The sequence below is a fragment of the Janthinobacterium sp. GW822-FHT07A03 genome, assembly GCF_058798815.1.
In genome coordinates this window covers 385,428-409,371 of sequence record NZ_JBXAKW010000002.1, presented here as the reverse complement: position 1 = coordinate 409,371, position 23,944 = coordinate 385,428, and the positions used below count along the sequence as shown (strand labels likewise).

Here is a 23,944-nt window from a genome sequence, read left to right as displayed (position 1 = left end):
GGCGCCCGCAGGCGCCATTGCTACAGCGAGGAACTCACCCCATCACACGGTGGCCGCCACAGGTGCTGCCACGACGGGCGGCAGCGGCGTCGGCGCATTGAAGGCGATCAGCAGACTCGCCTCCTTCTCTTTCGCCGCCTTCAAATGACGCTCCTTCACGTGGCCATAGCCGCGGATGTCTTCCGGAATGCTGGCAATGGCCACGGCTTGCGCCAGCTTGGCCGTCGTCAGCTTCGGCAGCAAGCCGCCCACCGTCGCGCGGTATTCCGCGATCAGCGCACGCTCCATCTTGCGCTCGGCCGTATGGCCGAACACGTCGAAGGCCGTGCCGCGCAAGCCCTTGAACTTGGCCAGCACGCCGAAGGCCTTCATCATCCACGGGCCGAATTCCTTCTTGATCAAGTGGCCCTGGGCATCCGTTTTCGCCATGATCGGCGGCGCCAGGTGGAACTTGAGCTTGATGTCGCCTTCGAACATGGACGCAATCTTCGCCTGGAAGGCGCCATCCGTGTACAGACGCGCCACTTCGTACTCGTCCTTGTAGGCCATCAGCTTGTAGAAGTAGCGTGCCACGGCTTCCGTCAGGCGCAAGTGCGGACCGTTCAGGGCGCTTTCGGCGGCGCGCACCTGGCCGACGAAGTCCAGATACTGCTGCGCATACGCGCGGTCCTGGTAAGCCGTCAGCAGGGCGACCCGTTTTTCGATGATGTCGTCGAGCGTATCGATACGCTTGAATTCCACCACCTTGGCTGGTGTTGTCATGCGCACCAGGCTGGCCGTGTCGTGGGCGCCCGCGCGGCCCCAGTTGAAGGCCGCCTTGTTGAACGCCACCGAGACGTTGTTCAAGTCGATGGCCTTCATGATGGCCGCTTCGCTCAAGGGCACCTTGCCCTTTTGCCAGGCGTAGCCCAGCATGAACATGTTCGTGGCGATGGAGTCGCCCATCAGCGCCGTGGCGATCTGGCCCGCGTCAATGAAGTCCACGTGGTCGCTGCCGCAGGCCTTTTCGATTTCCATGCGTGCAGAGGCGCCGGGGAATTGCCAGTCCGGATTCTTCACGAAGGCGGCCGTCGACGAGCTGGTCGAGTTGATCATGGCCCAGCTGCGGCCCTCTCCCATGCGCGACAGGGCGTCGCGGCTGGCCGTGACGATCAAGTCGCAGCCGATCACCAGGTCGGCCGCACCGGTGCCGACGCGCGTCGAGTGGATATCTTCCTGGCGGTCCGCCAGGCGCACGTGCGACATGACCGGGCCGCCCTTTTGCGCCAGGCCGCTCATGTCCAGCACGGAACAGCCCTTGCCTTCCACGTGGGCCGCCATGGCCAGGATCTGGCCGACGGTGACGACGCCCGTGCCGCCGATGCCGGTCACCAGAATGCCGAACGGCTCGGCCGTCGATGGAATCATCGGCGTCGGCAAGGCCGGCGCGGCTGGCGCGTCCTTGTCGGCAGCAGCCGCCTTTTTCGGCTTTTTCAGGCCGCCGCCTTCCACCGTCACGAAACTGGGACAGAAACCCGTCGTGCACGAGAAATCCTTGTTGCAGGACGACTGGTTGATCTGGCGCTTGCGCCCCAGTTCCGTTTCCAGCGGTTCCACCGACAGGCAGTTCGATTGCACGGAACAGTCACCGCAGCCTTCGCAGACGGCTTCGTTGATCACGGCGCGCTTGGCCGGGTCCGGGTACTCATTGCGTTTCCGGCGGCGGCGTTTTTCCGAGGCGCAGGTCTGGTCGTAGATCATGGCCGACACGCCGGGCATGTCGCGCAGTTCGCGCTGCACGTCCATCAGTTCCGAACGGTGGCGCACGGTGACGCCTTCGGCCCAGGCGTAATCGTCCGGGTATTTTTCCGGTTCATCGGTGACGACGATGATGGGACCGACGCCTTCGGCGGCGATCTGGCGCGAAATGATGGCCGGAGACAAAGGCCCGTCGAATTCCTGGCCGCCCGTCATGGCCACCGCATCGTTGAACAGAATTTTATAAGTGATGTTCACCTTGGCCGAGACGGCCGCGCGGATGGCCAGGATGCCCGAGTGGAAATACGTGCCGTCACCGAGGTTGGTAAACACGTGCTTTTCATTCGTGAACGGCGCCTGCCCCACCCAGGTGACGCCTTCGGCGCCCATGTGGGTAAAGGTCGACGTTTCGCGGTCCATCCACAGCACCATGTAGTGGCAGCCGATGCCGGCCAGCGCGCGCGAGCCTTCCGGTACCTTGGTCGAGCTGTTGTGCGGGCAACCGGAGCAGAAGAACGGCGTGCGGTCCTTCTGCGGATCGGGCTTCACGCTGATGGCCTTGAGGACGTTTTCCTTCGCTTCCAGGTAGGCGATGCGTTCCTTCACGCGCTGCTCGACGGGATGACCGGCGTAGTAGCGCGAAATGCGGCTGGCAATCGCGCGGGCGATCATGGCCGGGTTCAGTTCATACGTGGCCGGCAGCAGCCAATCGCCGTGACCCGTGCCCTTCTGGTTGCTCCACTCGCCCGTGTCGTCGAACTTGCCGACCACGCGCGGACGCTCGCCATCCTTCAGGTTGTACAGCTCTTCCTTCAGCGCGTATTCGAGGATTTGCCGCTTTTCTTCCACCACGAGGATTTCGTCGAGGCCCTTGGCGAATTCATGCACCCCGTCCGCTTCCAGCGGCCAGGTCATGCCGATCTTGTACAGGCGGATGCCGATGTCGGACGCCGTCTGCTCGTCGATGCCCAGGTCGGCCAGCGCCTGGCGCGTGTCCAGATACGATTTGCCGGCCGTGATGATGCCGATGCGCGCCTTCGGGCTGTCCCAGATGATCTTGTTGAGCTTGTTGGCACGCGCATACGCCAGCGCCGCATACCATTTGTAGCTGTTCATGCGAACTTCTTGTTCCAGCACCGTGTCGGGCCAGCGGATGTTCAGGCCGCCGGCCGGCATCTCGAAGTCCGTCGGCAAAGTGATCTGCACGCGGTCCGGGTCGAAATCGACGGCGGCGCCCGACTCGATGATGTCGGTCACGCATTTCATCGACACCCACAGGCCCGTGTAGCGGCTCATGGCCCACGCATGCAAGCCGTAATCGATGTATTCCTGCACCGACGACGGGTACAGCACGGGAATGCCGCAAGCGTTCAGGATATGGTCGGACTGGTGCGCCGTGGACGAGGATTTCGCCGCATGGTCGTCGCCGGCCAGCACCAGCACGCCGCCGTGCTTGGCGGAACCGGCGTTATTCGCGTGTTTGAACACGTCGCCGCAGCGGTCGACGCCGGGGCCCTTGCCGTACCACATGCCGAACACGCCGTCGTATTTCGCGTCTTCGAACAGATTCGTCTGCTGCGTGCCCCAGACGGCCGTGGCGGCCAGGTCTTCGTTCAGGCCCGGGTGGAATTTGACATGGTGTTCATCGAGGTATTTCTTGGCCTTGATCGCCGTCATGTCGACGGACGTCACAGGCGAACCGCGGTAACCGGTAATGTAGCCGGCCGTATTCAGGCCAGCCTTGAGGTCGCGCTCGCGCTGCAGCATGGGCAGGCGGATCAACGCTTGCGTGCCCGTCATGAAAGCGCGGCCACGCTCCAAGGTGTATTTGTCGTTCAGGGAAATCTCGGACGCGTGCGCGCCCGGCTCAAGACTCGAGCCCTTGATTGGTGCATTCATTACTTGTCTCCATTATTCTCTGTGCTACGCGTGCAAAGTCGGTTGAACTCACACGTACCGGCTGTACCTTATGGGCAATGCCGGTGCGGAAAAATGACTTGTTTGTCGTAGACTACCACAGGAATGCGCGCAGTTCTTTGCTGCGCTGCACTCCCGGGCTGCTGCCTTTTCTACTACTATTTGTTACAGAACAACATTACGCCGCGTTCGTATCTTTCAGCACGCCGCGCTTGATCTGGTCCAGCTCGATCGACTCGAACAGCGCGCGGAAATTGCCTTCGCCGAAGCCCTGGTCGCCCTTGCGCTGGATGATCTCGAAGAAGATCGGGCCGATCACCGTCTGCGTGAAGATTTGCAGCAGCAGTTCGCGTTCGTTTTCCGTGCTGTGGCCATCGATCAGGATGCGCAGGCGGCGCAGTTCTTCCAGCTGCTCGCCGTGGTTCGGCAGGCGGCGGTTGACCAGCTCATAGTAAGTTTCAATCGTATCCTGGAAATCGATACCCGTATCGCGCATGCCTTGCACGGACGCGTAGATATTGTCCGTGCCCAGCGCGATGTGCTGGATGCCTTCGCCATGGTACTGGTCCAGGTATTCGGCGATCTGCGACTTGTCGTCCGACGATTCGTTGATCGGAATGCGGATCTTGCCGCATGGCGAAGTCATGGCCTTCGATTTGAGGCCCGTCAACTTGCCTTCGATGTCGAAATAGCGCACTTCGCGGAAGTTGAACAGGTTTTCATAGAAGCTAGCCCATTCCTTCATGCGGCCGCGGTGCACATTGTGCGTCAGGTGGTCGATGTAGGTCAGGCCATGGCCGACGGGATTGGCGACGGCGCCGGGAATGGCGACGAAATCGACGTCATAGATGCTGATGTCGCCGATGCCGCCCGGTGCGGCCGCGTCCGGCTTGTCGGCGCCCTTGCCGCGCCAGCGGTCGACGAAGTACAGCAGCGAATCGCCCACGCCCTTGATGGCGGGGATATTCAGCTCCATCGGACCCGTTTTATTGTCGAAACCCCAGGCGCCCAGTTCCAGCGCGCGGCGGTACACGAAGGCCGCGTCGTCGACGCGGATGGCGATGGCGCACACGGACGGGCCATGATGGCGGGCAAAACGCTGCGCGAACGAATCTTGTTCGGCATTGATGATGAAATTGATGTCGCCCTGGCGGTACAGGGTCACATCCTTGTGGCGGTGGCGCGCAATGGCCGTGAATCCCATGTTCTCGAACAGCTTGCCCAATGCTTTTGGGTCTGGTGCTGCATACTCGACGAACTCGAAACCATCGGTACCCATCGGGTTGTCCCAAGGCTGAAATTGCATGATGTCTCCTCCAAGAAGTAGCGCACAGTATAGGCGTGGGTCACGGGCATTAAATGCCAAAGATCTCCCGAACAATCATGATTTGCGCAATAATATTGCGTGAAACACGAACCACCGGAGGAAGCATGAGCAAAATTACGCTGGATAAAACGGATCGCAAGATCCTCTCCGTCCTGCAGGCCGATGGCCGCCTGTCGAATCAGGACGTGGCCGAGCAGGTCAGCCTGTCGCCGTCGCCATGCTTGCGCCGCGTCAAACGGCTGGAAGAAGCGGGCGTCATCCGCCAGTACGTGGCCCTGCTGGACCCGGAAAAGATCGGCCTGGGCTTGCTGGCCTACGTGAACGTGCGGCTGGAAAAGCACAGCGACGCCACCGCCCACAGCACGGCGCGCGTGCTGGCGCCGAATCTGGTGACGAATACGTCGCCGCGCGCCGACTTCGCCGTGGCCGTGGCGCAATGGCCGGAAGTGGTGGCCTGCTATGCGATGACGGGCGAAATGGATTATCTGTTGCGCGTGCACGTGGAAGACATGGAGCATTTCTCGCGCTTCATGATGGCCACCCTGCTGCGCCACCCGGCCGTGCTGGACGTGAAATCGAGCTTTGCCTTGCAGCGCATCAAGGATACGACGGCCCTGCCCTTATTGTGATGGCGGCCCGGGCTGCTTCTTGCGCCCTGGCAAGCGCTCGAACAGTTTGCTGGCGGCGCGCGCATTCGCCTTGAACGTATAGTCGAACATGGCGAACTGTTCCTGCACGGCTTCCTGCAGCATGCTGGAGGGATTTGGCGGCAATAGTTTCAGATAAGCATCAGCTTCGCCATAGTCGCGCTGGATTTCCATGCCCGCCTTCTTGGCGATATGCATCATCGTCTTGTTCGAGGACAAACAATGCATGTAGAGGGTATCGACATCGTTGTTGCGGCAGTGAATCGCCGCCCGCTCGAACAGTTTCGAGCCCACGCCCATGCCGCGCATCGATTTCGACACGGACACGCCGAATTCCGCCACCTGCTCCTTGTCCGTCACCACGCTTTTCGCCGGCGACCGGTCCTTCGGCGCGAACGCCAGATGGCCCACGCCCACCAGCTTGAACAGGCTGTTGTAGACGCCGTAGATCATATCGCGCGAGAAATCCATCTTCTGCACGTACTGCGCGACGAGTTCATCGGGCAAGGCGCTGCCGAAGCGCAGCAGCCGGTCGCTTTTCTCGAGCGACAGGAAATGCTTCATCATGCGGCGCCGGTCGCGCTCATGCAATTGCTTGACGAGCACGGTCGGGCGCCCGCCGCCGCTACGGCTGAGCCAGCGGCGAAACGGGTTTTGAAACAGCTTGGGTAAGGTCACGTCGACTCCTGGGGGCGGTGCTGCGGCACGTCAGGCCGTTATTGTGCAGTGCAACATCATGGCGCCATTGTAGCCTATTCCCGCCATTCAAGCCTGGGCCAGGAAGGCCGCCACGGCCGCCACCCGCGCCGCATGGATGACTTCGGGGATGCGTTTCGGCTCCGTACAGCCTTGCGCAAGCGCACCCGCATTCACGCCGCGCGCCGCGTCCAACCCGCCCTGCAGCCGCGCCGCCTGGGGAAAGTCGCCGGCGACCAGTCCGTCGCAGGCCACGGCTTGCAGCAGTTGCACGAAGCGCTGCGGCTTGCGCAAGCCGTCGCAGCGTTCGCACAGAGCGACGATGGCTTCGGCGCTCAAGTCCAGCGCGCCATTGATATGGTCCCGCTCGCGCGCCGCCATGACGGCCAGTTCGCGGCACTCGTTGGGCACGCGCAGGCGCTCGCTCAGCTGTTCGATGGCATCCTTGCTCAAATGCAGCATCAAGGCGGCGAAGCGCACGGGCAAGTCAAGACCTTGCGCGGCAGCATGGTCGATGACCTGCAGCAAGCGCCCGCTCAACGTGATTTCTCCCATGATGCGCGCCAGGGCGCCGCACTCGTGCAGCACCGTCAGCATGCGCGCAGGATGGCTTTCCATCAGTCCCTTGGCCACTTCCTGCCACACGCGCTCGGCCACCAGGGCATCGACTTCGCCATCCGCCACCATCTGGCGCATCAGCGCCATGGTGGCCGGTGCGACAGTGAAAGTATGAAAACGGGCGGCAAAGCGGGCCAGGCGCAGGATGCGCACGGGGTCTTCGCCAAAGGCATCGGAGACGTGGCGAAAGATCTTGTTCCCGATATCCGCAACGCCGCCGAACGGGTCGGTCAACGTCCCATCCTCGGCCCGGGCGATAGCGTTGATGGTCAGATCACGCCGCACCAGGTCGTCTTCCAGCGTGACGTCGGGCGCCGTGTGGAAGACAAAACCCCGGTAGCCGGGGGCAGTCTTGCGTTCCGTGCGGGCCAAGGCGTATTCTTCCTGCGTCTTCGGGTGCAGGAAGACGGGGAAATCCTTGCCGACGGGGCGGAAACCCTGGCGCAGCATGTCTTCGGGCGTGGCGCCGACGACGACATGGTCGTGGTCTTTCACAGGCAAGCCCAGCAGTTGGTCGCGCACCGCGCCACCGACCGTGTATATCTTCATAACACTCTTTTCTTAATCAGGCAGTTCCGCGTCGTGCTTGGCAGCAACTTCCGTCTCCGCCAGCGCTTCCGCGATCCAGCGGGCCACGGCCGGGTGCGCCTGCACGCGTTCGCAATACGCGTTCAGCGCCGGCGCCAGCGACACGCCGTAGGTGCGGAAACGCATGACGACGGGGGCGAAATATGCATCGGCGATGGAAAAGTCGCCAAACAGGAACTGGTGGTGGCCAAAGCGGGATAAACACTCTTCCCAGATTTCGCTGATGCGGCCAATGTCGGCCTGCGCGGCGGCCGTGCGGCCACGTCCCGGCAACTTCGCCTTGATATTCATCGACATGTCCGTGCGCAAGCCGGTAAAGCCCGAATGCATTTCCGCGCAGACACAGCGCGCCATGGCGCGCGCGGCCACGTCCTGCGGCCACATGTGTTTGTCAGGAAACTGCTCGGCCAGGTATTCGCAGATGGCCAGGCTGTCCCAGATCGTGATCTCGCCCGCCAGCAGCACGGGTACCCGGCCGCAGGCCGAATAGGCGGCGATTTTCGTCGCCGTGTCGCTCTGGTCGAGCAGCACGCGCACTTCCTGGAACGGGATGCCAAAGGCCGTCATGGCCACCCACGGGCGCATCGACCACGACGAGTAATTCTTGTTGCCGATGATCAGGGTCAGGCCCGGCTCGCGCGCGGCGGCCAGGGTTTGCGTCAGGCTGGGATCAAGGATGGTCGTTTGCATGGTCGGCTAGCTTTAGTTGGATGATGGCAAATCGGCAGAAACGGCGCTATTCTTCGGCCCCACGGTGCCCAGGCGCGCTTTCAGCGATTGCGGGCTCTTCTCGAACAGGGCTGCGTAATAGGTGGCATTGGCCATCACGTTTTTCACGTAACCGCGCGTTTCCGTGTAGGGAATGGTTTCGGCAAAGACGGCGCCTTCCAGCGGCCGCGTCATGGTGGCGCGCCAGATGCGCAAGCGCCCCGGCCCCGCGTTGTAGGCGGCGCTGGCCAGCACTTGCGAACCGTCCAGGCCACCGAGCACCATATTCAGGTAATTCGTGCCCAGCAAGACGTTGGTGCGCACGTCGCTCAAGGTTTCCGTGACGAAATCGGTGAGACCGATCTTCTTGGCGACATAACGGGCCGTCGACGGCATGACCTGCATCAAACCGGACGCGCCCACATGCGACTGCGCATCCATGATGAAGCGCGATTCCTGGCGGATCAAGCCGTACACCCAGGCTTTATCCAGGCCCAGGGTTTGCGTGGCCGGGTGCATGACGTCGTCGTGCGGCGTCGGATAGCGCTGCGTGTAGTCCACTTCCAGGCGCGTGCGGTCGGAGGTGTTGACCATGCGGTCGAGCACATTGTTCTGGCGCGCAAATTCCGCGGCGGCCAGATGTTGCCGGTCCGTCATCGAACGCAATTCCCAGTTCCACTCGCGCGTACCCTCGAAGCGCAAACGCATGTTGAAAAACTTCAAGGCCCGCTGCAGCCCCGGATTGGCGGCCATGGCGGCGATTTCCGCCGGCGTGACGGGCTGGCCCGGCGGCGGCAAGACCAGGTGGTTGCCCAGCTCCTCGTTGGCCAGCAAACCGTAGAAATTCGATTGATCGCTGATCGTGCGGTACAGGGCATCGGCCTGCGCGTTCGGGCGGCCCGGCGTTTCCGCCTGCTGCGCGCGTGCCAGCCAGTAGACCCAGGTGGGGTCCGCGCGCAGGGAGGCCGGCATGGCCTGGATCGCCGCCTTCACCTGGGGCCAGTTGCCTTCACGCAAGGCGATACGCGCCTTCCATTGCATTTGCTCCTGGGTCAACGGTGCGCCATTGGTTTTTTGCCAATATTCAAATGCTTCCGGCGCCAGCGAATACGACGCCTGCAAGGCCAGGCTGGCCCAGCCGATGGCCTGTTCCTGCGCCGTCAGCTGCGCGCTCGCCTTTTGCAGCGCCACCACGCCCAGTTTTAATGTGCTTTTCGCCATGCGGCCCACGGCCACCAGGTACATCTCGTGGTCGGCGCGACTGGCGCCCGGGCCCTTGGCCAGCACCAGCGCGGGCAAGTCGATCGCTTGCGCCATCTTCGCGTCGGAGGCACCCAGCAGCAGCGCGATGCGGCGCGCCGGGCCCGTGGCGTTGGTCTGGCCCGCCAGGCGGATCTGCGCCCACAGGTCATTCGCGTCGAACTGGCCGTTTTGCGCCAATGCGGCGATCAGGCTGCCGCACGCTTCGCCATAGCCGGGCGGCGAGACGAGCAGGTTGCGCGCCTCGGGCGCCACGCTCTGTCCCTTGGCGGCGCGCGACATCAGCGCATAGCACTTGAGCTGGGTGTCGTCGTCGAGGGCGAATTGCGGATATTGCTCGTCGAACACGACCCAGTCGCGCTTGCGACCGAGCTCCAGCAGCCAGTCGTTGCGGAAACGGTCGGCGATGGCGCTGCCCTTGTAGCGGTTCAGGTAATCACGAAATTGCGCCTCGGTCAGCAGTTTGATGCGCGGTTTCAGCCGATAATAGTCAACATACGAGGGAATCTGGTAATTCGTCAGGCGCCCCGCATAAAAGTCGGCTTTTTCGACGTCATCCTTGCGCGCGGCGTCGCGCAGCAGCAGGAAGGCATCGTCCTCGCTGCGCGTGTCGGGGGCGGCTGGGGATACGGTGGTGGATACCTGGGCCAGGGCGGCCAGGGGAGACAAGGCCGATGCAACACACAGCATCGTGCCGGCAATCCATTTCAGTGGGGAAATCAATGTACGACTCTCAATCTTAACTTGATGGTGATATGAATAGCGACCCTAGAATAACATGCGATCCGGCTACACGGCCACCCATTGCACCACAGGAAAAAGCCGGCTTGCGCAAAGCCCTGCTGGCGGCCCGGCGCGCCCTGCCCGAGGCCACGCGCGCAGCGTGGGATGCGGCCATCGCACAGCGCCTGCTGGACTGGTGCGCCCAGGAAAACGTCAAGGAACTGGGCGTGTACTGGCCCCTGCACGGCGAGCCGGACTTGCACGATGCCTACGCGCAGCTGGCCGCGCGCGGCGTGCAATTAAGCTTGCCGGTAGTACTGGAAAAGCATGCGCCGCTGGCATTTTCCGACTGGACACCGGGCGAGCCCATGGTCAAGGATGGCATGGGCGTAGCCGTGCCAGCCCGGTTGCGCCTGCGTCCGGCGCCGACAGCCCTGCTGGTGCCCTGCCTGGGTTTTAACCAGGAACGCTTTCGCCTCGGCTATGGCGGCGGCTATTACGACCGCACCCTGGCGGCCACGCCCCGTCCGCGCACCCTCGGCGTCGCCTATGCCTGCCTGGCGGCAAGTTTTCCCAACGGCGAATACGACATCGCCCTCGATCACATCGTGACCGAGGGCGATCTGTTTTAACGCGTCAGAACGGTTTATTTCACCAGGCGCTGCCACAAGGCCGTCGTGGGCGCCGCCTGGTTCATGCTATAGAAATGCAAGCCTGGCGCGCCGCCTTCCAGCAAACGCTCGCACAGGCCCGTCACCACGTCCAGGCCAAAAGCCTTGATGGACGCGCTGTCGTCGCCGAAGCTGGCCAGTTTCAGACGCACCCAGCGTGGAATTTCCGCGCCGCACATGTCCGAAAAGCGCATCAGCTGCGTGTAGTTCGTGATCGGCATGATGCCGGCCACGATAGGCACGTTGATGCCCATCTTCTGCGTCTGCTCGACAAACTGGAAATACGCGTCGGCATTGTAGAAGTACTGGGTGATGGCGGCATTGGCGCCGGCCTGCACCTTGCGCGCAAACGCGTTCAGGTCATCCTGCGGCGAACGGGCTTGCGGGTGCACTTCCGGATAGGCGGCCACTTCGATATGGAAATGGTCGCCCGTCTCGGCGCGGATGAATTCCACCAGCTCGTTGGCGTAACGGAACTCGCCCGAGGCGCCGTAGCCGCTCGGCAAGTCGCCGCGCAAGGCCACGATGCGGCGCACGCCGGCCGCCTTGAACTCACCCAGCACGGCGCGGATCGATTCGCGCGAACCGCCCACGCAAGACAGGTGCGGTGCGGCCTGTTCACCGGCCGCCAGGATTTCGCGCACGGTGTCCAGGGTGCCCTGCTGCGTGGTGCCGCCCGCGCCGAACGTCACCGAGAAATACTTCGGATGCAATTCAGACAACTTGACGCGCGTGGCGCGCAGCTTTTCCGCCCCTTCCGGGGTTTTCGGCGGGAAAAACTCAATACTGAAGTTATGCTTTTCCATCGTCGTTACTCAAAAGTAAGGTCGACAGGGCCCAGGAAATGATGCTGTACAGAATGGCACCGCCCACGGCAGACCAGAAACTGGCGACATGGAAACCAGCTATCACCTGCGCCACCAGCCAGAACAGGAAGCCATTGATGATCAAAATGAACAGGCCCAGCGACAGGAACGTCACGGGCAGGGTCAGCAGGATCAGCAGGGGGCGGATCAGCGCATTGACCAGCCCCAGCACGGCAGCGGCCAGCAGCGCGGTCCAGCCGCTGCTCATCGTCACCGAGTGCATCAAATAAGGGACGGCAAACAGGGCTGCCGCATTGATAAACCAAATCAGTAGCAAGCGCATTTCTCTAGCCTGTCAAAAAAGAGGGGCAAGCCGGCATAGCCGGCCTTTTCAAAGTACACCGATCAGTCTTGTTGCCTCAGGAACCGTAGCGAGCGGATGCGCGGCGTGGCCGAGAAGCGCAGCTGTACTTTATGTACAGCGAGCATCGCCGGCTGCGCCCCGCGCCGCGCAGTAGGTTCATGAGGCAACCATCTTAGTAACGGTAGTGCTCTGGCTTATAAGGGCCTTCTTGACGCACGCCAATGTAGTCGGCTTGCTCTTGCGTCAGTTCCGTCAGCTGCGCATTCAACTTTTTGAGTTGCAGGCGGGCGACTTTTTCATCGAGGTGTTTTGGCAGGGTGTACACGCCGACCGGGTAGTTGGCCGTGTTCGCGTACAGCTCGATCTGGGCGATCGTCTGGTTGGCGAACGACGAGCTCATCACGTACGACGGGTGGCCCGTGCCGCAACCGAGGTTGACCAGACGGCCTTCGGCCAGCAGGATGATGCGGCGGCCCGACGGGAAGATGATGTGGTCGACTTGCGGCTTGATGTTTTCCCACTCGTATTGTTTCAACGAAGCAACGTCGATTTCATTGTCAAAGTGACCAATGTTGCAGACGATGGCCTGGTCTTTCATGCGCGTCAGGTGATCGTGCGTGAGGATGTGATAGTTGCCGGTGCAGGTGACAAAGATGTCGCCGTGTTCGCAGGCGTAATCCATCGTGACCACGCGGTAGCCTTCCATCGCCGCCTGCAGTGCGCAGATCGGGTCGACTTCCGTCACCCACACTTGCGCCGACAGGGCACGCATGGCTTGCGCCGAACCCTTGCCGACATCACCGTAACCGGCGATAACGGCCACTTTGCCGGCGATCATCACATCGGTGGCGCGCTTGATGCCATCGACCAGCGACTCGCGGCAGCCGTACAGGTTGTCGAACTTCGATTTCGTGACGGAATCGTTGACGTTGATCGCAGGGAACGCCAGCTTGCCTTCCTTGTGCATCTGGTACAGACGGTGCACGCCGGTCGTCGTTTCTTCCGTCACGCCGAGGATTTCCGGCAGGCGCTTCGAATACCAGGTCGGGTCGGCCAGCAAGTGCTTCTTGATCGAGTTGAACAGGCAGATTTCTTCTTCCGAACCGGGATTGGCCAGCACCGACAGGTCGGTTTCCGCGCGCACGCCCAGGTGCAGCAGCAGGGTCGCGTCGCCGCCATCGTCGAGGATCATGTTCGAGTAGACAGCCTTGCCGTCCACGTTCGGCCATTCGAAGATGCGGTGCGTGTATTCCCAGTAGTCGTCCAGCGACTCGCCCTTGACGGCGAAGACTGGCGTGCCGGCGGCAGCGATGGCGGCGGCGGCGTGATCTTGCGTCGAGTAAATGTTGCACGATGCCCAACGCACTTGCGCGCCCAGTGCTTCCAGGGTCTGGATCAGCACGGCGGTCTGGATGGTCATGTGGATGGAACCGGTGATGCGCGCGCCCTTCAAAGGCTGCGCTGCCGCGAATTCTTCGCGGATGGCCATCAGGCCAGGCATTTCCGTTTCAGCAATCTTGATTTCTTTGTCGCCCCATGCGGCCAGAGTGATATCGGCGATGGTGTAGTCGTGTTGCGATTTGAGTACGGCGTTCATCACGCCCTCCTTTCAGTTGAAAAAGGTACGTGAGCGCGGTTGCAGGATATTCCGAGCCTGGCGAATTTCTTCGTCGCAACGCTCCTCGGACGGGGGATTTTAACATTGTCAAGCCGCGCGCGCCAGCCTGTTCGGCATGCATGGCCCCGCAACAACACATAAAAAAAGCGCCCGCAGCCATGAGGCCGGGGCGCTTTTCTTGCACATCCGACTAGATTACTTCAGGCCGGCAGCATCGCGCAGCAGGGCGACCTTGTCCGTGCGCTCCCACGTGAATTCCGGCTCTTCCCGGCCGAAGTGGCCGTAGGCGGCGCTCTTCTGGTAGATCGGGCGCAGCAGGTCGAGCATTTGCACGATGCCTTTTGGACGCAAATCAAAGTGCGCCAGCACCAGCTTGGCGATTTCCGTGTCGGGAATCACGCCCGTGCCTTCCGTGTAGACGGTGATGTTGATCGGCTTGGCCACGCCGATGGCGTAGCTGACCTGCACCTGGCATTGGCGCGCCAGGCCGGCCGCGACGATGTTTTTCGCCACGTAGCGGGCCGCATACGCTGCCGAACGGTCGACTTTCGACGGGTCCTTGCCCGAGAACGCGCCGCCGCCGTGCGGGGCTGCGCCACCGTAGGTATCGACGATGATCTTGCGCCCGGTCAAGCCGCAATCGCCTTGCGGACCGCCGATGACGAAGCGGCCCGTCGGGTTGACGAGGAATTTGGTCTCCGTCAGCCACTCGCGCGGCAGGATAGGCTTGATGATTTCTTCGATGACCGCTTCTTCGATCTGCTTGTGCGAGATTTCCGGCGCATGCTGGGTCGACAGCACCACCGTGTGCACGCCGACGGGGCGGCCATCGACGTAGCGCAGGGTCACTTGCGATTTCGCATCCGGACGCAGCCATGGCAAACGGCCATCCTTGCGCAGTTGCGACTGGCGCTCGACCAGGCGGTGCGCGTAGTGGATGGCGGCGGGCATCAGCTCGGCCGTTTCATCGCAGGCATAGCCGAACATCAGGCCCTGATCGCCAGCGCCTTGATCCAGGTCAATCCCTGCACCTTCATCGACGCCTTGCGCGATGTCCGGCGACTGCTTGTCGTAGGCGACCAGCACGGCGCAACCCTTGTAGTCGATGCCGTATTCCGTGTTGTCGTAACCGATGCGTTTGATGGTTTCGCGCGCAACTTGAATATAATCCACATTGGCGTGCGTGGTAATCTCGCCAGCCAGCACCACCAGACCGGTGTTGCACAGGGTTTCAGCAGCCACGCGGGCGCTCGGGTCCTGGGTCAGGATGGCGTCAAGGATGGCGTCGGAAATTTGATCGGCAACCTTGTCGGGATGGCCTTCCGAAACGGATTCGGAAGTGAAGAGATAGTCGTTTGACATTGCAAGCTCCTGTTTACTATGTGAATGTTCTGTCGCAGTAAAGAGGATTTTGCCTGCGACGCTTTAGCGAGATTTATATTCCGCATCGCAAGTTGTCTATTAACTCAGCGGTTACTGCATACGTGGTATTTTACGCTTCTTAAAAAATTTTGGCACGGCAACACGCCATTCCTGGAAACAGCTTATACATGTTAGTCCCAATTTTCCGCTTCCTGTCCCTCTTTCCCCTGCCCGTCCTGCATGGCCTTGGCGCTGTGCTGGGATGGGTGATTTACGCCATTTCCCCGTCCTACCGCCGCCGCATGCGCGAGAACATGCAAGGTGCGGGGTTTTCGCAACACTTGCACACGGCCGTGGCCGAAGCGGGCAAGAGCGTGCTGGAACTGCCCTTCATCTGGTGCGCCCCCGCCGAGCGCGTGGCGCGCCATGCGACGGTGGAAAACTGGGAACTGGTGGAAAAAGCGCTGCAGCATGGCCGCGGCATCGTCTTCCTGACACCACACCTGGGCTGCTTTGAAATCGTCGCCCAGCAGATCGCGCTGCGCACGCCGCTCACCGTGATGTACCGCCCGCCCAAGCGCGCCGCCCTGAAACCGCTGATCGAAGGCGCGCGCGCGCGCGAAAACCTGATGCTGGCGCCGGCGAACATGTCGGGCGTGCGCATCTTTGCCAAATGCCTGAAAAAGGGACAACCGATCGGCCTGCTGCCCGACCAGGTGCCGCAGGAAGGCGAAGGCGTGTGGGCCGATTTCTTCGGCCGCCCCGCCTACACCATGACCCTGCCCGCCAAGCTGGCGCAGATGGGCGGCGCCGAAGTCATCATCACCTACGCGGAACGCCTGCCGGGCGGGCGCGGCTATGTCGTGCATTTCGTGCCGTTTACCGAGTCGCTCGACAGCACCTCGGCCGAACAGGCGCGCACCATCAATGCGGCCATGGAACAATTGATCGCGCGCAGCCCGGCGCAATACCTGTGGAGCTACAATCGCTACAAGGTACCGCGCGGCGCGCCGCCGCCCACGCCCGCCACGCCCGATGCCGCCGGGGAGCAGGCATGAGACTGCTGATCGCCTTCATGTGGCTGCTGCACTGGCTGCCCTTGCCCATCCTCGGCCGCTTCGGCGTGGCCGTCGGCAGCCTGCTGTTCATCGCCATGCCCACGCGGCGCAGGATCGCCCTGACGAATCTGCGCCTGTGCATGCCGGAATTGACGGAAGCCCAGCGCGTGGCCCTGGCGCGCCAGCATTTCCAGGCGTATTCGCGCAGCGTGTGGGAACGCAGCATCCTGTGGTGGTCGTCGGAAGAACGCCTGAACCGCCTGATCAAAAAAGTGCCCGCCTTCCCCGGCCAGCAGATCGCCGCCAAGCCGACCATCTTGCTGTGCCCGCACTTCGTCTGCCTCGACGTGGCGGGTGCCGCCACGGCCATGGAAATTTCCGCTTCCTCGATGTACGTGCAGCAAAAGAACGCCGCCTTCGACCAGGCCTTGCGCAACGGCCGTTCGCGCTTCAAGCCGCCCAAGCTGTTTACGCGCCAGGATGGCATCAAGACGATTCTGCGCGCCCTGCGCGACGGTTTGCCCTACTTTATGCTGCCAGACATGGATTTCGGCGAAAAGGATGCGGAATTCGTGCCCTTCTTCGGCGTGCCGGCCGCCACCCTGACGGCGACGGCGCGCCTGGCGCTGGCCGCCAAGGCGCAGGTAATTCCCGTCATCGCCACCTTCCTGCCCGATTACCAGGGCTGGAAAGTGACCTATTACCCGGCCTGGGACGACTATCCCGGCGACGACATCACGGCCGCCACGCGCCGCATGAATGAATTCATCGAAGAGCGCGTGCGCGAAGCGCCAGCCGAGTATTTCTGGACGCATAAACGCTTCAAGACGCGTCCGGAAGGCGAAGCCTCGTTCTATAACCAGCACAAGTGATACGGCAGAACATGAAACTCCACTTTACCAAGATGCACGGCGCCGGCAATGACTTCATCGTCATCGACGCCATCAATCAGGACATCGACTTCACGCCGGCCCAGTGGCAGCGCCTGGCCGACCGCCGTTTCGGCATCGGCGCCGACCAGATCCTCGTGGTGGAAAAGCCGCGCCTGCCCGGCTGCGACTTCCGCTACCGCATCTATAACAACGATGGCGGCGAAGTGGAACAGTGCGGCAACGGCGCGCGCGCCTTCGTCAAGTTCGTCAGCGAAAAGGGCTTGTCGAACAAGAGCAGCATCCGCGTGGAAACCATGGCGGGCATCATTGCACCGCGCCTGGAAGCCGATGGCAGCATCACGGTCGACATGGGCGCGCCCGTGCTCGAACCCGCGCTGGTGCCGTTCGACGCCAGCGGCCTGGACGGCGTGGCGGAAGGCAGCGACACCCTGTGGCCGCTGGACCTGGCATTGCCGGGCCAGACGGCGCCCGTGCTGGTGTCCGTCGTTTCGATGGGCAATCCGCATGCCGTGCAAATGGTCGACGATGTCGATGCGCAAGATCTGGAACAATCGGGCCCGCGCATCGAGCACCACCCGCGCTTTCCCCGCCGGGTCAACGCCGGCTACATGCAGGTCGTCGACCGCCAGCACGTGAAACTGCGCGTATTTGAGCGGGGCGCGGGCGAAACGCTTGCGTGCGGCACGGGCGCCTGCGCCGCCGCCGTGGCCGGCATCCTGCGCGGCCGGCTCGATTCGCCCGTGCGCATCAGCGCGCGCGGCGGCGAGCTGTCGATCGCCTGGCAAGGCCCCGGCCACCCCGTCCTGATGACGGGGCCGGCCGTGACCGTGTTCGAAGGCACGATCGAGCTGTAAGGAATGAGTCAGGCGGCCAGGAACTGCTGTTCCTGCGCGTCACCGAGCTCGGCGAGGTAGCACTTCAGGCGGTACAGCCGCTGCCGGTAATTGCCTTCCGGCCCCGCCACGCCGCAATCGACGCGCTCGAACAGGCGCACCACCTGATCGAGCAGCTGGCGCTCCTGCGCCGTGCGGACCAGCACCAGGCGCCGCTTGCCGCGGCCATGCGTGGCGCTGATATCGATCAGCAAACAGTGTCCCTGGTCGGCCGCATGGATATCGAGCAGCAGCGCCTCGGCACGCGACAGATGAAAGCAGCGCGCCAGTTCCAGGCGCGCCGCCAGCAGGGGGTGGCTCTGGCCCAGCTGGCGCAGCCGCTCATCGGCGTGCAGGGCGGCGCACTGGCCCCAGTCGCCGGACTCGCCGCGCGGCGCAATGCGCGCCAGCGCCGCCTCCGCCTCACTGCTGCCTTGCGCCTGCGCCTGCAGCAGCCAGTACGCGGCACGCACATCGTTGTTGACGCCGTCGCGGCGATTACGCCAGGCATGCATGCCGCATTCGAGCTGGGCCGGGCCATGCCCCAGGTCGGCGGCACGCTCCAGACAGAAATGCGCTTCGACCACATTGCGCTGGGAAAATTCCGGTTTGGTATAGATGCGCGACAGCACGAACCAGGCTTCTGCCAGCCCCTGCTCCCCCGCCTGCGTCAGCCAGCGCACGGCACGCTTGAAATTGGCCGCGCCATTGCGCGTGGCCAGCCGCTGGCCATGCGCATCCATGCGCGCATAGCCGAGTCCCAGCTCCAGCTGCGCCGTGCGGTCGCCGCCATGCGCGGCCAGCTCGCAGCACTGCCAGCCCTCGGCATCGCCGCCAGGCGCCAATGCCTGGGAGCAACGCGACAGCAACAGCACCTGTTGCGCGTCGAGCGCGATCGTGCGCGCACCGGCGGCCGCCTGGCGCTGCAGCAGCTCGCGCGCCAGCGGCAAGCCTTGCGACAGGAAGCCGGCATGGTTGCCCTGGCTCCATGCCTGCTCCAGCCAGGCGTGCAGCGGCGCGTCGCCATCGCGGGCTTGCTCGCCGGCGAGGCTGGTGTCCGGCCCAGGCGCTGCGGAGGATCGTTCTTGCAAGGACAACAACCATTGCGCATCGGGCAAGCCGGCGCGCACGGCGGCGTCCAGCGCCACGCGCGCCTTGGCCCGCAAGGCTTCACTGCTGCTGGCGGCATTGCCCAGCACCAGTTGCGCCAGCACCAGGCCCGCCTGCACCAGGCCCGCATCGAACGCCTGCGCGTAATACGGGATCAGCGCCTTGGCTGCCGGTTGCGCCACTTCGAACGGCACGTGCGTGCCGATCAGCATGCACGCTTCCTGGCTATCCTCCTGGGCCGCCCGCGCCAGCCAGTGCAAGGCAGTCGGCAGGCTCTGCGGCACACCCTGTCCAAACAGGTACACCCGTCCCAACGCCAGCTGGCAAGCGACATCGCCAGCCCGTGCGCCCTTGATCAATCCTAATGTTTCGCGATTTGCCATCGATTCTCGATATTGAGTCAATGATTCTAATTAGTAAGCCGTCTCCAGGCCCATCCATGCAGGCCCGCCCTTAGTGTAACGTCCTTGTGTCCCAAATCCGCCAAAGCGGCCTCAAGAACTTGATTCAACGCAACAATGTCCTGACCGAAACATGCCAATATCGCAATGCGCCGCTACGGTAGCGATGGGAGAACGCGTGCCATCGGTGCAGGACTGGCAGAAACTGCGCGTTACAAAAATACAACAGGGGCATGCACTTATGCCGCTTTTCACCAATCTTTTCACGCACATTTGACCAATCCCGCACGTCTTGCGCGCCGACGAATTAAGGTTCATTCATCGAAACGCGACAGTTAGCGCATTTCAATCTGCTCGGATCTCGGACGGAACTCACTTTTAATAGGGAATAAGACATGAAAAAATCACTCGTTGCCCTCGCACTCTTCGGCGCCTTTGCCGCAACCGCACAAGCGCAGTCGTCCGTCCAAATCTACGGCACGATCGATGCAGGCCTGGGCAAAGCGACTGGTTCGACCACCGCCGTCACCAAGCGCGACAACAACAAACTGGGTTTCAAGGGCACGGAAGATCTGGGCAATGGCTTGAAAGCTATTTTCCAACTGGAAATTCGCTATGAATCCGACACCGGCACCGTAGAAAACACGTCGGGCGCCAATTCGCGTCCGCTGTTCCAGGGTCAAAGCCGCGTCGGCCTGCAAGGCGACTTCGGTACCGTGCGCCTGGGCCGTGGCCTGACCGCGTTCCAGGAAACGAGCACCGGTTTCGAACCATGGTCGGGCATGCCTACGCCAGCCGGTTTCCAGACCGACCTGACCGTGGCCGGCTACACCAGCGATCCGCTGAGCGCGCCAGGCAACTCGCGTAACCGCTTCTCGAATGCCGTGTTCTACAACTCGCCAGTCATCAGCGGCTTCCAGTTCAACGCTACCGTGGCCGCCAAGGAAGCGAACAACAACGCCGCCGTTGCCGCCACCGTCGCCAACCTGACGACGAATGCCACCGGCAACTTCGCGCTGCCAGCCAATGTGGTGCCAGCATCGAACCCGTACTCGGTATCGCTCACGTACAACTACGCCCAGTTCGCCGCCATGGCTGCCTACGAGCGCAATGGCGTGCAAGCCAAGCTGTGGTCGGTCGGCGCATCGTTCAATCCGCTTCCAGAATTGAAACTGATGGCAACGTACCAGCACCAGGATGACGGCAATTTCAAAATCATCAACACCGACACCAAATCGTGGGTGCTGGGCGCCAACTATGACGTCGGCCCAGGCAAGATCCGCGCTGGCTACGGTCAAAAAACGCCGGATGGCGTCGCCAAGACCAAGCAAGCATCGCTGGGCTACGACTACAATCTGTCGAAGCGTACTTACCTGTACGCAGATATTTCGAACAAGAAATCGGCCAGCGTCACCAACTACAACAACACCACCTCGGTCAACTACATCGGCCTGGGCGTACATCACAACTTCTAATGCCCCGCACGTCACCCTCCGCGGGTGATTGCTGAGCAAGGAAAACCAAGCGGCATGGGCAACCATGCCGCTTTTTTCATGGGCGCGCGGAAAATGCACGGGCACCGCCCCCTTTGCGCCTATGCCGCCGCACTCTCGGTTAGAATGAAGCGTTCAACTTTCACTGACAGATATTCTCAATGACCGCCACACTCGATTCCAGCACCGTCGCCCAGTACCTGAGCGAGCATCCGACGTTCTTCGAAGAGCATACCGCGCTGCTCGGCGAGGTCAAACTGAGCAGCCCGCTGACGGGACGCACCATCTCGCTGCAGGAGCGGCAGATGGAAGTGATGCGCGACAAGTACAAGGCGCTCGAGCTGCGCATGTCCAAGCTGAGCCGCGTGGCCGAGGAAAATGGCGATATCGCCAGCAAGTTCCACGGCTGGAACCAGGCCATGCTGCAAGTGCGCAACGATGCGGCCATGCCGCGCGTGCTGGTCGATGCCTTGCAAAGCAATTTCGACGTGCCCTACGTCAGCCTGCGCCTGTGGCAAGTGCTGCCGGAACACGCCGACGGCTGGTTCACGGAAGATGTCACGGCCGACGTGCGCATGTTCGCCAACAGCCTGCAAACGCCGTACTGCGGCAGCAACCGCGATTTCGAAGCCGTGCACTGGCTGCAGGCGGACAAGATCGAATCGACCGTCATGATCGCCCTGCGCGCGCCGAACACCACGGGCACCTTCGGCTTGCTGGTGCTGGGCTCGCCCGACAGCGAACGCTTTACGTCGAGCATGGGCACGGATTTCCTCGTGCATATCGGCGCCACGGCCAGCGCCGCCCTGGCCGCGCTGCGCGCCGGCCCACCTGCCTGAGTCAGCCATGCATGAGGCGCGCAGCAAGGCCGATTGGCTCGACGCCTACCTGGCGCAGCTGGCCACGCAGCGCAAGCTGTCGCCGCATACCCTGGATGCCTACGGGCGCGACCTGCGCGCCTTGCTGGAACTGAGCGGCAATACGCCGTGGACGGCGCTGGCGCACAACGAAGTGCGCCGCTACACGGCCAAGCTGCATGCCGGCGGCCTGGACCCGCGCTCGATCGCCCGCAAGCTGTCGTCGTGGCGCGGTTTTTTCAACTGGCTCAGCGGCGAGACGGCGCTCGACGCCAATCCCGTCGACGGCATCCGCGCCCCCAAGCGGGCCAAGACCTTGCCGAAAGCCCTGTCGGTGGACGACGCCGTGCGCCTCGTGGCGCCCGCGCAACACCAGCAAGGCGCCGCCGAGCCGGAACAGCTGTGCAACCGCGCCATGTTCGAGCTGCTGTATTCGAGCGGCTTGCGCGTCTCCGAATTGACCAGCCTGGACACCCATTACTGCAAGGCCGACGGCGGCCAGCCCGCCTCGCTGGGCTGGCTCGACATGGCCAGCTTCGAAGTCATCGTCACGGGCAAGGGCAACAAGATGCGCAAAGTGCCCGTCGGCAAGGCGGCGCTCGTCGCCCTGACTGCCTGGCTGGCCGTGCGCCCGCCAGCGGCCGATGGCAGCGCTGCCTTGTTTTTAAGCACGCGCGGCACGCGCATCTCTCCGCGCGTGTTGCAACTGCGCCTGAAGGCGCACGCGCTGGCGACGGACATTCCCGCCAACGTGCACCCGCACGTGCTGCGCCACTCGTTTGCCTCGCACGTGCTGCAATCGTCGGGCGACTTGCGCGCCGTGCAGGAAATGCTGGGCCATTCCAGCATCACCTCGACCCAGGTCTACACGGCCCTCGATTTCCAGCACCTGGCCCACGTGTACGACCAGGCGCACCCACGCGCCAAGCTCAAGTAGGAAGCCGCGCCAGTGGGCCGGCCTGATCCATATCAAGCGGATGAGCGCGCATTTGCAAGCTTTTGCAAAATTCCGGCATAATCGTCCGCATTCTTCCGCTTGCGCGGCGGCACCACCGATTACAGCATAGGCATCTCATGGCACTGATTCCAACCACCATCCTCACCGGTTTCCTGGGCGCAGGCAAAACCACCTTGCTCAACCGCATACTGCAGGAAGACCATGGCATGCGCATCGCCGTGATCGAAAACGAGTTTGGCCAGGAAAACATCGACAATGAAATCCTGGTGCAGGACAGCAACGAGCACATCATCGAGATGAACAACGGCTGCATCTGCTGCACCGTGCGCGGCGACCTGATCGTGGGCCTGTCGGAACTGGCGCGCAAGCGCGACGCCGGCCTGCTGGCGTTCGACCGCGTCGTCATCGAGACGACGGGCCTGGCCAATCCCGGCCCCGTGGCGCAAACCTTCTTTGTCGACGAGGAAGTGGGCAGCCACTACATGCTCGACGCCATCATCACGGTGGTCGATGCCCGTCATGCCATGAAGCAACTCGATGAATACGAGGAAGCCCAGCGGCAAGTGGGCTTCGCCGACAAGCTGCTGCTGTCGAAAACCGACCTCGTCAGTGAAGACGACGTGGCCGCCCTGACGCGCCGCCTGAAGCGCATCAATCCCCGCGCACCCATCGCCAAGGTCGATTTCGGCCGCGCGCCGCTGGCCGAGGTGCTCGACATCCGCGGTTTCAATTTGAACGAGAAGCTGGAGCTGGACCCGGATTTCCTGGCGACAGAGACGGCGCACGTGCATGATCATGACAAAGCGCACGACCATGCACACGAGCACGATCACGCGCATGAGCACGCACATGTGCACAGCGACGCCTGCGCCACCGATTGCGGCCATGCCGACCACCACCATGCGCAGCACAGCGACGATATCGCCGCCTTTGTTTTCAAGAGCACGCAACCGTTCGACAGCGCCAAGCTCGACGAGTTCCTCGGCGGCCTGGTGCAAGTGTATGGCCCGCGCATGCTGCGCTACAAGGGCGTGCTGCTGATGCAGGGCGCCGAACGCAAGGTGGTCTTCCAGGGCGTGCACCAGCTGATGGGCAGCGACCTGGGCGCCAAATGGGGTGAAAACGAAGTGCGCGGCAGCAAAATGGTGTTTATTGGCAAAAATCTACCAAAAGACATTTTTATTCGCGGACTCGAACAATGTTTGGTATAAACTAGCCGGGTTTTGCAAAGTATCCGTTGCAAAGCAGAAACAAAAGGGA

20 protein-coding genes and 1 riboswitch are annotated in these 23,944 nt (G+C 62.5%); of the genes, 9 read left to right on the top strand and 11 right to left on the bottom strand.

Annotation, left to right across the window (positions count from 1 at the left end; genetic code table 11):
- Window positions 1-42: 42 nt before the first annotated feature.
- The gene (locus AC1RJW_RS07925) at window positions 43-3,636 is read right to left on the bottom strand and encodes an indolepyruvate ferredoxin oxidoreductase family protein (protein WP_493044492.1); all 3,594 of its coding nucleotides are present in this window, start codon (window positions 3,634-3,636) and stop codon (window positions 43-45) included.
- Window positions 3,637-3,832: 196 nt separating this feature from the next.
- Window positions 3,833-4,960 (bottom strand): 4-hydroxyphenylpyruvate dioxygenase, encoded by a 1,128-nt coding sequence (hppD, locus tag AC1RJW_RS07920; protein ID WP_070313026.1) that lies wholly within the window; start codon window positions 4,958-4,960, stop codon window positions 3,833-3,835.
- Window positions 4,961-5,085: 125 nt separating this feature from the next.
- Between hppD and AC1RJW_RS07915 the strand changes: the two genes are divergently transcribed.
- The gene (locus tag AC1RJW_RS07915) at window positions 5,086-5,610 is read left to right on the top strand and encodes an Lrp/AsnC family transcriptional regulator (protein ID WP_034783525.1); all 525 of its coding nucleotides are present in this window, start codon (window positions 5,086-5,088) and stop codon (window positions 5,608-5,610) included.
- Here AC1RJW_RS07915 and AC1RJW_RS07910 read toward each other — a convergent pair.
- The 4 genes from AC1RJW_RS07910 to AC1RJW_RS07895 form a co-directional block, all read right to left on the bottom strand.
- Complete coding sequence (locus tag AC1RJW_RS07910) at window positions 5,602-6,306, bottom strand: GNAT family N-acetyltransferase (protein ID WP_493044491.1); 705 nt, start codon at window positions 6,304-6,306, stop codon at window positions 5,602-5,604. The genes AC1RJW_RS07915 and AC1RJW_RS07910 overlap by 9 nt on opposite strands.
- A gap of 87 nt (window positions 6,307-6,393) precedes the next feature.
- Window positions 6,394-7,491, bottom strand: a complete 1,098-nt coding sequence (locus AC1RJW_RS07905; protein WP_493044490.1) for a tRNA nucleotidyltransferase/poly(A) polymerase-related protein — start codon at window positions 7,489-7,491, stop codon at window positions 6,394-6,396.
- A 12-nt stretch (window positions 7,492-7,503) separates the two neighbouring features.
- Window positions 7,504-8,220 carry a glutathione S-transferase family protein gene (locus AC1RJW_RS07900; protein WP_493044489.1) on the bottom strand — a complete coding sequence of 239 codons (717 nt, stop codon included), beginning with the start codon at window positions 8,218-8,220 and terminating at the stop codon, window positions 7,504-7,506.
- A 12-nt stretch (window positions 8,221-8,232) separates the two neighbouring features.
- Complete coding sequence (locus AC1RJW_RS07895; protein ID WP_493044488.1) at window positions 8,233-10,221, bottom strand: lytic transglycosylase domain-containing protein; 1,989 nt, start codon at window positions 10,219-10,221, stop codon at window positions 8,233-8,235.
- Between the two features lie 32 nt (window positions 10,222-10,253).
- Between AC1RJW_RS07895 and AC1RJW_RS07890 the strand changes: the two genes are divergently transcribed.
- On the top strand, window positions 10,254-10,853 hold the full coding sequence (locus AC1RJW_RS07890) for a 5-formyltetrahydrofolate cyclo-ligase (RefSeq protein ID WP_493044487.1): 600 nt from the start codon (window positions 10,254-10,256) through the stop codon (window positions 10,851-10,853).
- Between the two features lie 14 nt (window positions 10,854-10,867).
- Here AC1RJW_RS07890 and metF read toward each other — a convergent pair whose 3' ends face one another.
- The 4 genes from metF to metK form a co-directional block, all read right to left on the bottom strand.
- On the bottom strand, window positions 10,868-11,698 hold the full coding sequence (metF, locus tag AC1RJW_RS07885) for a methylenetetrahydrofolate reductase [NAD(P)H] (RefSeq protein ID WP_493044486.1): 831 nt from the start codon (window positions 11,696-11,698) through the stop codon (window positions 10,868-10,870).
- A complete protein-coding gene (locus AC1RJW_RS07880; protein WP_086147065.1) occupies window positions 11,685-12,041 on the bottom strand; it encodes a phage holin family protein in 357 nt (118 codons plus the stop codon). The genes metF and AC1RJW_RS07880 overlap by 14 nt, the downstream gene beginning before the upstream one ends.
- 193 nt (window positions 12,042-12,234) lie before the next feature.
- Entirely contained in the window at window positions 12,235-13,659 is a 1,425-nt protein-coding gene (ahcY, locus tag AC1RJW_RS07875) for an adenosylhomocysteinase (protein ID WP_475415886.1), read from the bottom strand.
- 24 nt (window positions 13,660-13,683) lie between these two features.
- A riboswitch (S-adenosyl-L-homocysteine riboswitch) is annotated at window positions 13,684-13,752 on the bottom strand.
- Window positions 13,753-13,875: 123 nt separating this feature from the next.
- A complete protein-coding gene (gene metK, locus AC1RJW_RS07870; RefSeq protein ID WP_436497882.1) occupies window positions 13,876-15,042 on the bottom strand; it encodes a methionine adenosyltransferase in 1,167 nt (388 codons plus the stop codon).
- Between the two features lie 188 nt (window positions 15,043-15,230).
- Between metK and AC1RJW_RS07865 the strand changes: the two genes are divergently transcribed.
- From AC1RJW_RS07865 to dapF, 3 genes are read left to right on the top strand one after another with little or no spacing between them, the layout of a single operon-like run.
- Entirely contained in the window at window positions 15,231-16,100 is an 870-nt protein-coding gene (locus AC1RJW_RS07865; RefSeq protein ID WP_493044485.1) for a lysophospholipid acyltransferase family protein, read from the top strand.
- On the top strand, window positions 16,097-16,972 hold the full coding sequence (locus AC1RJW_RS07860) for an LpxL/LpxP family acyltransferase (RefSeq protein ID WP_493044484.1): 876 nt from the start codon (window positions 16,097-16,099) through the stop codon (window positions 16,970-16,972). Before AC1RJW_RS07865 ends, AC1RJW_RS07860 begins: the two co-directional genes overlap by 4 nt.
- 11 nt (window positions 16,973-16,983) lie before the next feature.
- Complete coding sequence (gene dapF / locus AC1RJW_RS07855) at window positions 16,984-17,847, top strand: diaminopimelate epimerase (protein WP_493044483.1); 864 nt, start codon at window positions 16,984-16,986, stop codon at window positions 17,845-17,847.
- A gap of 8 nt (window positions 17,848-17,855) precedes the next feature.
- Here the strand turns inward: dapF and AC1RJW_RS07850 are convergent, their stop codons facing one another.
- Window positions 17,856-19,358 (bottom strand): tetratricopeptide repeat protein, encoded by a 1,503-nt coding sequence (locus tag AC1RJW_RS07850; protein WP_493044482.1) that lies wholly within the window; start codon window positions 19,356-19,358, stop codon window positions 17,856-17,858.
- Between the two features lie 413 nt (window positions 19,359-19,771).
- On the opposite strand from AC1RJW_RS07850, the gene AC1RJW_RS07845 reads away from it, so the two are divergent.
- From AC1RJW_RS07845 to AC1RJW_RS07830, 4 genes are all read left to right on the top strand, one after another.
- Entirely contained in the window at window positions 19,772-20,851 is a 1,080-nt protein-coding gene (locus AC1RJW_RS07845; protein ID WP_493044481.1) for a porin, read from the top strand.
- Window positions 20,852-21,030: 179 nt separating this feature from the next.
- Window positions 21,031-21,708 carry a DUF484 family protein gene (locus AC1RJW_RS07840; RefSeq protein ID WP_493044480.1) on the top strand — a complete coding sequence of 226 codons (678 nt, stop codon included), beginning with the start codon at window positions 21,031-21,033 and terminating at the stop codon, window positions 21,706-21,708.
- Window positions 21,709-21,715: 7 nt separating this feature from the next.
- On the top strand, window positions 21,716-22,663 hold the full coding sequence (locus AC1RJW_RS07835) for a tyrosine recombinase XerC (RefSeq protein ID WP_493044479.1): 948 nt from the start codon (window positions 21,716-21,718) through the stop codon (window positions 22,661-22,663).
- A 137-nt stretch (window positions 22,664-22,800) separates the two neighbouring features.
- On the top strand, window positions 22,801-23,895 hold the full coding sequence (locus AC1RJW_RS07830; protein ID WP_493044478.1) for a CobW family GTP-binding protein: 1,095 nt from the start codon (window positions 22,801-22,803) through the stop codon (window positions 23,893-23,895).
- Window positions 23,896-23,944 lie beyond the last annotated feature (49 nt).

Coding starts and splice junctions, on each gene's coding strand:
- AC1RJW_RS07925 (WP_493044492.1), bottom strand. CDS start 3,636: ATGAATGCACCAATCAAGGGCTCGAGTCTTGAGCCGGGCGCGCACGCG.
- AC1RJW_RS07845 (WP_493044481.1), top strand. CDS start 19,772: ATGAAAAAATCACTCGTTGCCCTCGCACTCTTCGGCGCCTTTGCCGCA.
- AC1RJW_RS07860 (WP_493044484.1), top strand. CDS start 16,097: ATGAGACTGCTGATCGCCTTCATGTGGCTGCTGCACTGGCTGCCCTTG.
- AC1RJW_RS07830 (WP_493044478.1), top strand. CDS start 22,801: ATGGCACTGATTCCAACCACCATCCTCACCGGTTTCCTGGGCGCAGGC.
- ahcY (WP_475415886.1), bottom strand. CDS start 13,659: ATGAACGCCGTACTCAAATCGCAACACGACTACACCATCGCCGATATC.
- dapF (WP_493044483.1), top strand. CDS start 16,984: ATGAAACTCCACTTTACCAAGATGCACGGCGCCGGCAATGACTTCATC.
- hppD (WP_070313026.1), bottom strand. CDS start 4,960: ATGCAATTTCAGCCTTGGGACAACCCGATGGGTACCGATGGTTTCGAG.
- AC1RJW_RS07865 (WP_493044485.1), top strand. CDS start 15,231: ATGTTAGTCCCAATTTTCCGCTTCCTGTCCCTCTTTCCCCTGCCCGTC.
- AC1RJW_RS07890 (WP_493044487.1), top strand. CDS start 10,254: ATGAATAGCGACCCTAGAATAACATGCGATCCGGCTACACGGCCACCC.
- AC1RJW_RS07900 (WP_493044489.1), bottom strand. CDS start 8,220: ATGCAAACGACCATCCTTGATCCCAGCCTGACGCAAACCCTGGCCGCC.
- metF (WP_493044486.1), bottom strand. CDS start 11,698: ATGGAAAAGCATAACTTCAGTATTGAGTTTTTCCCGCCGAAAACCCCG.
- AC1RJW_RS07840 (WP_493044480.1), top strand. CDS start 21,031: ATGACCGCCACACTCGATTCCAGCACCGTCGCCCAGTACCTGAGCGAG.
- AC1RJW_RS07915 (WP_034783525.1), top strand. CDS start 5,086: ATGAGCAAAATTACGCTGGATAAAACGGATCGCAAGATCCTCTCCGTC.
- AC1RJW_RS07850 (WP_493044482.1), bottom strand. CDS start 19,358: ATGGCAAATCGCGAAACATTAGGATTGATCAAGGGCGCACGGGCTGGC.
- AC1RJW_RS07880 (WP_086147065.1), bottom strand. CDS start 12,041: ATGCGCTTGCTACTGATTTGGTTTATCAATGCGGCAGCCCTGTTTGCC.
- AC1RJW_RS07905 (WP_493044490.1), bottom strand. CDS start 7,491: ATGAAGATATACACGGTCGGTGGCGCGGTGCGCGACCAACTGCTGGGC.
- metK (WP_436497882.1), bottom strand. CDS start 15,042: ATGTCAAACGACTATCTCTTCACTTCCGAATCCGTTTCGGAAGGCCAT.
- AC1RJW_RS07835 (WP_493044479.1), top strand. CDS start 21,716: ATGCATGAGGCGCGCAGCAAGGCCGATTGGCTCGACGCCTACCTGGCG.